This is a genomic window from Yinghuangia aomiensis (assembly GCF_039542225.1).
Lineage (GTDB): Bacteria > Actinomycetota > Actinomycetes > Streptomycetales > Streptomycetaceae > Yinghuangia > Yinghuangia aomiensis.
The window spans coordinates 295207-302513 of the sequence record NZ_BAABHS010000010.1; the positions used below are offsets into that span (position 1 = coordinate 295207).

A 7307-nucleotide genomic window follows, 5' to 3' on the forward strand; every position below is an offset into this window, starting at 1 on the left:
GGCAGCGGCTCGTGGAGCTGTACAACCTCTGGTTCCTCATCATCGCCGTGCTGTGGATCGGCTACTTCTTCCTCGAAGGATTCGACTTCGGCATCGGCATCCTCACCCGCGTCCTCGCCCGCGACGACGTCGAACGCCGCGTCCTCATCAACACCATCGGCCCCGTCTGGGACGGCAACGAAGTGTGGGTCCTCACCGCGGGCGGCGCCACGTTCGCGGCCTTCCCGGACTGGTACGCGACCCTGTTCAGCGGCTTCTACCTGCCACTCCTCGCCATCCTCGCGTGCCTGATCGTCCGCGGCGTCGCCTTCGAATACCGGGCGAAGCGCAGCGGCGCGCGCTGGCAGCGCAGCTGGGAACTGGCGATCTTCTGGACGTCGCTGCTCGCGTCCTTCCTGTGGGGCGTCGCGTTCGCGAACATCGTGCGCGGCGTTCCGATCGGGCCGGACAAGAACTTCACGGGCGACCTGGCGGACCTGCTGAACCCGTACGCGATCCTCGGCGGCGTGGTGACCCTCTGCCTGTTCACCTTCCACGGAGCGACATTCGCGGCGCTCAAGACCGCCGGCGACATCCGGGTGCGTGCCAACCGCCTCGCCGCGGTGCTGGCGCCGGTCACGGCGCTGCCCGCGCTCGCGTTCCTGATCTGGACGCAGAAGGACAGCGGCGACGGGTGGAGCCTCGCGGCGATCGTCGTCGCCGTGGTGGCGCTGGTCGCGTCGCTGGGGGCGAACCGGCTGGGGCGCGAGGGCTGGACGTTCGTGCTGTCCGGGCTGACCATCGTGGCCGCGGTCGCGGCGCTGTTCCTGGCGCTGTTCCCGGACGTCATGCCGTCCAGCACGAACCCGGCGTGGAGCCTGACGGCGAAGAACGCGTCGTCGAGCCCGTACACGCTGAAGATCATGACGTGGGTCGCGGTCTTCGCGACGCCCGTGGTGATCGGCTACCAGTCGTGGACGTACTGGGTCTTCCGGAAGCGCATCGGGACCCGTCACATCCCGGCGGCGTAGCGCCGTGCCCTAGGTTCCCGCGCATGCACCCGGCGGTCTTCGCCGCCGGGGACTGGCAACCAAGCCACCGGTCTGATAGTTCTGGACTCAGTCAAGCATGTGGAGGCATGGTGCGGGGTCTCGGCGGAAAAGTTGCGGTGGTCACCGGCGGTGCCCGGGGTATCGGGGCAGCGACGGCAGTACGGCTCGCGGAGGAAAACGTGGCGGTCGCGATAGGCGACCTGCACGGCGAGGAAGCCGAAGCCCTCGCCGGAAAAATACGCGCCGACGGCGGCAAAGCCGTCGCGCTGCGGATGAACATCCGCGACGACGAGTCCGTCGACGCGCTGGTCGCCGCCGCCGTGGACGCCTTCGGCGGACTCGACCTGCTGGTCAACAACGCCGGCGGCTCGCTCGGCCACGACCGCAACGTCGCCGAGAACGACGACCGCCTCTGGTCCGCGACCTGGGACCTCAACCTCATGGGCACCGTCCGCGTCACCCGCGCCGCACTCCCGCACCTGCGCGCCCGCGGCGGCGGCGCCATCGTCAACATCGCCTCCGGATCCGGCACCCTCGCCACCCCCGGACTGGCCGCCTACGGCACCTCCAAGGCCGCCGTCATCCAGCTCACCCGCAACGTCGTCGCGGCCTACAGCCACGAAGGCATCCGCTGCAACGCGATCTGCCCCGGCATGATCATCACCCCCGGGGCCAGCAGCGCCATGCCCGCGGACGTCATCGCCCGCATCGCCGACCGCATCCCGATGGGCCGCACCGGCACACCCGAGGACATCGCCGGGCTCGTCACCTACCTGCTGTCCGCGGACGCGGCCTACGTCAACGGCCAGGTCATCCACTGCGACGGCGGCGCGCGCGACGTCGGACCGTCGGGGCCGGCCCGCGGTACGACCGCCTGAACCCGCACCACCCGGAGCAGCCCCGGGCGCCCTTCGGCGCCTTCGAGTACCTCCGAGCACCGCCGAGCACCGCCGAGCACTTGGCACCACCCCCACCGGAACGAAGGATTGCCCGTGGTCCTGCTGGTCGACGTCCGCGACAAGGTCGCCACCGTCACACTCAACCGCCCCGAGGCGCGCAACGCCCTGTCGCCCGAGCTCGCCGCCGCCATACCCCAGGCGATCGCCGAACTCGACGCCCGCGAGGACGTCTCCGCGATCGTCCTCACCGGCGCCGACCCGGCCTTCTGCGCCGGCTTCGACCTCAAGCGCCTCGCCGCCACCGGCACCTCCCGCGCCGAAGGCACCGAGCCGACCACCCCCGCCTACTGGGGCCCGTTCCCGCCGCACAGCACCCCCGTCATCGGCGCGATCAACGGCCCCGCCGTCACCGGCGGCTTCGAACTCGCCCTCGGCTGCGACTTCCTCATCGCCTCCGAACGCGCCCGCTTCGCCGACACTCACGCCCGCGTCGGCCTCATGCCCGGCTGGGGCCTCACCATCCGCCTGCCCCAGCTCATCGGGCCCGCCCGCGCCCTGCAGATGAGCGTCACCGGCGAATTCGTGGACGGGCAACGCGCTTTCGCGTGGGGCCTGGTCAACGAGGTCGTGCCGCACGCGGAACTCCTGCCGCGCGCCCACGCCATCGCCGCGCAGATCGCCGAGATCCCGTCCGCGTACATCGCCGAAGTCCGCGACATGTACCGGGAAACGGCCCTCCTCGACGGCGACGCCGCCTGGGCGCGCGAGCACACCCGCGCCCGCAACTGGATCGACCAGCGCTTCGACCGCGCCCGGCTCGCCGGCGTCCGCCAGGACATCGTCGACCGCGGCCGCACCTTCATCGCCGGCGAGGACAAGGACGCGGAGGCCGCCCGATGAAGGTCTACACGGGCATGGACCCGCGGATCCCCCTGCGCGACGTGGGCGCTCACGCGCGCCGCGCCGAGGCCGCCGGATACGACGGCCTGCAGGTCTCGGAGACCATCCACGACGGGTTCGCCCTGGCGCTGCTGGCGCTGGAGCACACCGAGCGGATCACCGTCCGGACGTCGGTCGCGCTGGCGTTCGCGCGGTCGCCGATGCTGACCGCGTACACGGCGTGGGACCTCGCCCGGTTCTCCGGGGGGCGCTTCCACCTGGGACTCGGCACGCAGATCAAGCAGAACATCGAAGACCGGTACGGCATGCCGTGGTCGGAACCCGCGGCCCGGATGCGCGAGTACGTCGGCGCGGTGCGGGCGGCCTTCGCGACGTTCCGGACCGGCGAGCGGCCGGCGTTCGAAGGCGAGCACTACCGGATCACGCGGATGCAGCCGTACTTCAACCCGGGGCCGGATGCGGAGACGCCCGAGCCGCCGGTGTTCCTCGGCGGTGTGAACCGTCGCATGTGCGCGTTGGCGGGGGAGGTCGCGGACGGCTTCGTCACGCACCCGACCAACTCGTCGCCGCGGTACCTCGAGGAGATCTGCCTTCCCGGGCTGGCCGAGGGGCGTGGCCGGCGGGAAGGCGGCGACGGGGCGTTGGAGCTGGTCGCGGGCACGCAGGTCATCGCGGGGGCTACGCAGGAGGCCCTGGACAAGGAACGCGAGCGTCAGCGGCGGCTGTTCGCCTTCCTGTACTCGACGCCCGCGTACCGGCGGACCCTGGAGCTGTACGGCTGGGGCGAGATGCAGGACCAGCTCGCCCGGATGGTGCGGCAGGACCGGTGGGACGACCTGCACGCCGTGGTGACCGACGAGGTCCTGGACGCGCTGGTGCCGATGGCGCTGTACGAGGACCTTCCCGAGCTGATCCTCGGACGGTGGGGGAGCCTGGCCGACGGGGTGACGGTGCCGCTGCCCGCGGATCCCGCGCATGACGGGCGGGTGGCCGAGGTCGTGAAGGCGCTGCAGGAGGCGTGAGGTTCCGTCCCTGGGCGTGTCCGGGCTCCGGGCACGCCCAGGGCACGCGGCTGCCGGGCCGGTCGGTCGTGGCGGCCGGATAAGGTCGCGCACATGCTCTCCGCCGAGACCCTGGCCGCCGCGATCGACGACGATGCGGACGCGATCGACGACATTGCCGCGCTTGCCGCGACACACCCCCACGAAGTCGCCCCGCATCTCCCGCGGCTGCTCGACGCCGGCCTCCTCTGGCCGCCGCAGATATATCGGCCCCTCGACGAGGACACGCAGCGGGCGCTGGTGGCGCGGATCGAGGCCGGCACGGATCCGGCAGCGGCCCAGTTCCTGGATGTGCTCGCGTTCGCGCGGGGCGCTGACGCCGAACGTGCTTTCCGGCGCTGGCGGGACGAGCCCCCGGCCGGCTGCGCCGCGGCCGCCGTCGAGCGGAGCACGATCGAGGCGGGGTGGCTGGTCACCGGCGACGGCATTCGCGAACTGCAGGCCGCGGTCGCGTACGAGTTGGTGCCGGGCGGCGGGGACGCGCCCGTGGACGACGACGCGCACTGCCCGTGGTGTGGAGCGCCGCTGTGGGTCGCGCTCGACGTCGACACGGAGGCGGACGAGCGGGTCGCGGCCGCGCCGGCGCACACCGGCTGGTCGGGGCGGCTGCGGGTGACCCCGTGCCTGGTGTGCTCGTGCGTCGGGCCGAGCTTCTTCCGGGTGGCCTCCGACGGCGGCGCGGCCTGGTCGCCGCACACGCGCAAGCCCGACTGGTACACCCCGGGACCGCCGGAACGCCCCGGAACCGTGCCGCCGGCCGTCGGCCCGGCGCGGGCGACGCCGCACGGCGCGAGCGCGTGGGGCAAGGGCGGGTCGACGCTGGGCGGTTCGCCGGACTGGATCCAGGACCCGCACGACATGCGCTGCCCGGAGTGCGGGTCACCGATGTCGTATGTCGGTCTCGTCGGGGGAGCGGACTTGGGGGAGTACGGCGAAGGCGCGTGGTACGTCTTCCTCGACGCGCCGTGCGGGCTGGTCGCCGTCGAATACCAGCAGTCGTGACTGGCTGGTGACGGCCGTGGCCGCCGGCGTCGCTCAGGCCTGCGACGCCGGCGGCCGGGGGGTCGGCCCTGGGGCCGAGCGGGTGCCGTCGGATGTGCGGTGGAACGTGCCGTCAGATCTGTGCGGCGACCTCGGTGGCGGCGCGTTCGCCGGACGCGACGGCCGAGTTCAGGGTGGCGTTGTCGACGTCGGTGTGTTCGCCGGCGAAGTGGATGCGCCCTTCCTGCACGCCTTCGTAGCCGGAGAACGCCGTGTACTGGCCGATGCGGTAGTAGTGGTAGGCGCCGTAGTGCCACGGGTCGACCGACCAGTGGTCCTCGTACGCCTTGCCGTTCCAGGCGGCGCGGGTGCCCGGCAGCAGGTTCTCGATCTGGTTGAGGAAGAAGTTGATGTCCGCCGACGGCGCCGGGCCGTGCGCGGCGCCGGTGTAGCGGTAGCGCGCGGTATTGCCGCCGGGGAAGTTGACCAGCAGGGCCGGGGATCCGGTCGCGCCCAAGTCCACCGAGCCGTCCCACGCGCTCTGGTAGCCGTCCGGGCCGGTGTTGGTCACGCCGTTGCTGCCCGCCGCGGGCCACGTCTTGTGACCGAGCTGGAGGACCAGCTTCGCGTTGTGGCCCATGCCCTGTTGGGCGATCGCCGTGGTCTTCCGCGGCGTCAGGCCCGCGCAGCTCAGGTCGACGTTGCGCAGCATGCGGAACGGCAGCGCCAGGATCAGGTGGTCGGCCACCACGTCGACGAGCGAGCCGGAGCGGTTGAACGTGCAGGTATAGCTGCCGTTCGTGTTGCGCTTGACGGCGACCAGTTCGTAGCCCTGCTTGACGGTGCCCGGCGGGAGTTCGCCGACCATGCCGCTGACGATCTGGTCGTTGCCGCCCTTGAAGTGGTACAGCTCGTCGAAGGTGTCGCCGCCGAACGCGCCGCTGCCCCAGAATCCGACCAGGCCCACGGCCGACGAGTCGGCGGGTTCGCCGCCGCCTTGGAGCTGGAAGGTCTGCATCAGCTGGCCCAGCGGGGAACGCGAGTCGATGCCGATCTCGGCCATGTAGTCGAGGCAGGACATGCGGTCGAGGCGCAGTGCCTCGGCGGTGTAGTTGTTGTACCGGGGTGAGCCCATGGCCTGGTACGACGCGCCGATCGCGTCGATGTAGGCGCCCAAGTCGGCGTCGAAGGTGTTGTAGGGGGCGTTGTTGACCCAGGCGAGGAAGTCCCCGTCGGGGAGGAGTCCGGCGTTGGCGAGTTCGGTGTCGACGTGGAACCGCTGGGCGAGCGCCAGGATTTGGCTGTCCGAGGAGCTGATGAACGAGCCGCCGTGCTCGTGGACTTGGCCGTTGTTGAAGAAGCCGCGCAGCGACCAGCAGCGGCCGCCGATGTGCGACGTGTCGGCTTCGTAGACGGTCGCGGCGATGTGCTTGGGGCCGGTCCAGAGCTGGTGCGCGGCGCGGAGTCCGGCGAGGCCGGCGCCGACGACCACGACGCGCGGGGCGGTCGCGGCGTTGGCGCGGGACGGGGAGAGGAGGCCGCCGGGGATGGCGGAGGCGGCGGCCAAGGCGCCGGCGGTGGTGAGGAGTTGGCGGCGGTTGAGGGTGCGGTCGGAGCCTCCGGGCTCGGCTTCGCGGCCGGTGTTCTCGGCCATCTGCCCGGCGAGTTCGGCGGTCGGCATGCCGCGGCGGCGGGCCTCCGTGCGGAGGGAGAACGCGGCGCGGAGGCGGCTGGGGGTGCCGAGGCGGGTGGTCACGCGGAGGGGGGCGGGGGACTGCGGGGCAGGAGGCTTGGGAAGCATCGAATCCCTCTTCCGGCATCGGAGCGGCTGCGTTCGGGTGGCGAACTACCGTCGGGTTTGCCGCAGTTGGTGACGCGGTGGAGCCTCGCGGCGCGGCGTGCGCCGGAGGGACCGGTGCCCTGGTGGGCGTGGCGGCTGTGTGAGTGAAGCGTGGGCGCATCGGTGGTGTCAACGGTGATGCGCTCGGGTGGCGCGGGAAAACTTGTTCCGCAGAGGCGTGGTTGGGCTTAATGGGAGGAAAGCGGGTGGGATCGGCGGCTTGGGCATCGCCCCGTGCGCGGTCCGTCCTTGCGAGGCTTGGAGGTCCTGACGAAGGCGTTGTGCGTGTCGGTGTGCGATGAGCCGGGTGGCGAGGCCGAGGAAGGCTTCGTGGATGTCGTCGCGGCGTTCCCGGCGGATGCGTAGTCGGCGGACGTCGTGGAGCCGGGCCGCGCAGCCGGGTGACGTCGTCGCGGTTGCGGCCGGTCGACGAGACCCCGAGCGGGATGCCTTGGCCGTCGGTCAGGAGGTCCTACGTTGGTCGTGGGTCAGACGGGCTGTCGTAGGGTCCAGAGGCCCGGAGACGCCGGGTATGGCTTTCAGGGGGTTGCACTCGATGGTTCGCTCCACCTGGCCGCCCGGCGTCTCACGACGA

At 71.8% G+C, this 7307-nt stretch carries 6 protein-coding genes; 5 read left to right on the forward strand and 1 reads right to left on the reverse strand.

The features are described 5' to 3' along the window. Nucleotides 1–11: 11 nt before the first annotated feature. The 5 genes from cydB (at nucleotide 12) to ABEA93_RS16575 (ending at nucleotide 4893) form a co-directional block, all read left to right on the forward strand. Nucleotides 12–1010, forward strand: coding sequence for a cytochrome d ubiquinol oxidase subunit II (gene cydB, locus ABEA93_RS16555; protein WP_345676310.1), 999 nt, complete (start codon nucleotides 12–14; stop codon nucleotides 1008–1010). A gap of 107 nt (nucleotides 1011–1117) precedes the next feature. Then, nucleotides 1118–1909, forward strand: coding sequence for an SDR family NAD(P)-dependent oxidoreductase (locus ABEA93_RS16560; protein WP_345676311.1), 792 nt, complete (start codon nucleotides 1118–1120; stop codon nucleotides 1907–1909). Nucleotides 1910–2023: 114 nt separating this feature from the next. Beyond that, entirely contained in the window at nucleotides 2024–2830 is an 807-nt protein-coding gene (locus tag ABEA93_RS16565; RefSeq protein WP_345676312.1) for an enoyl-CoA hydratase, read from the forward strand. Continuing rightward, complete coding sequence (locus ABEA93_RS16570) at nucleotides 2827–3852, forward strand: TIGR03617 family F420-dependent LLM class oxidoreductase (RefSeq protein WP_345676313.1); 1026 nt, start codon at nucleotides 2827–2829, stop codon at nucleotides 3850–3852. The genes ABEA93_RS16565 and ABEA93_RS16570 overlap by 4 nt, the downstream gene beginning before the upstream one ends. 93 nt (nucleotides 3853–3945) lie before the next feature. Next, a complete protein-coding gene (locus tag ABEA93_RS16575) occupies nucleotides 3946–4893 on the forward strand; it encodes a hypothetical protein (RefSeq protein ID WP_345676314.1) in 948 nt (315 codons plus the stop codon). Nucleotides 4894–5005: 112 nt separating this feature from the next. Here ABEA93_RS16575 and ABEA93_RS16580 read toward each other — a convergent pair whose 3' ends face one another. Then, the gene (locus ABEA93_RS16580) at nucleotides 5006–6673 is read right to left on the reverse strand and encodes a flavin monoamine oxidase family protein (RefSeq protein ID WP_345676315.1); all 1668 of its coding nucleotides are present in this window, start codon (nucleotides 6671–6673) and stop codon (nucleotides 5006–5008) included. Between the last annotated feature and the right edge of the window lie 634 nt (nucleotides 6674–7307).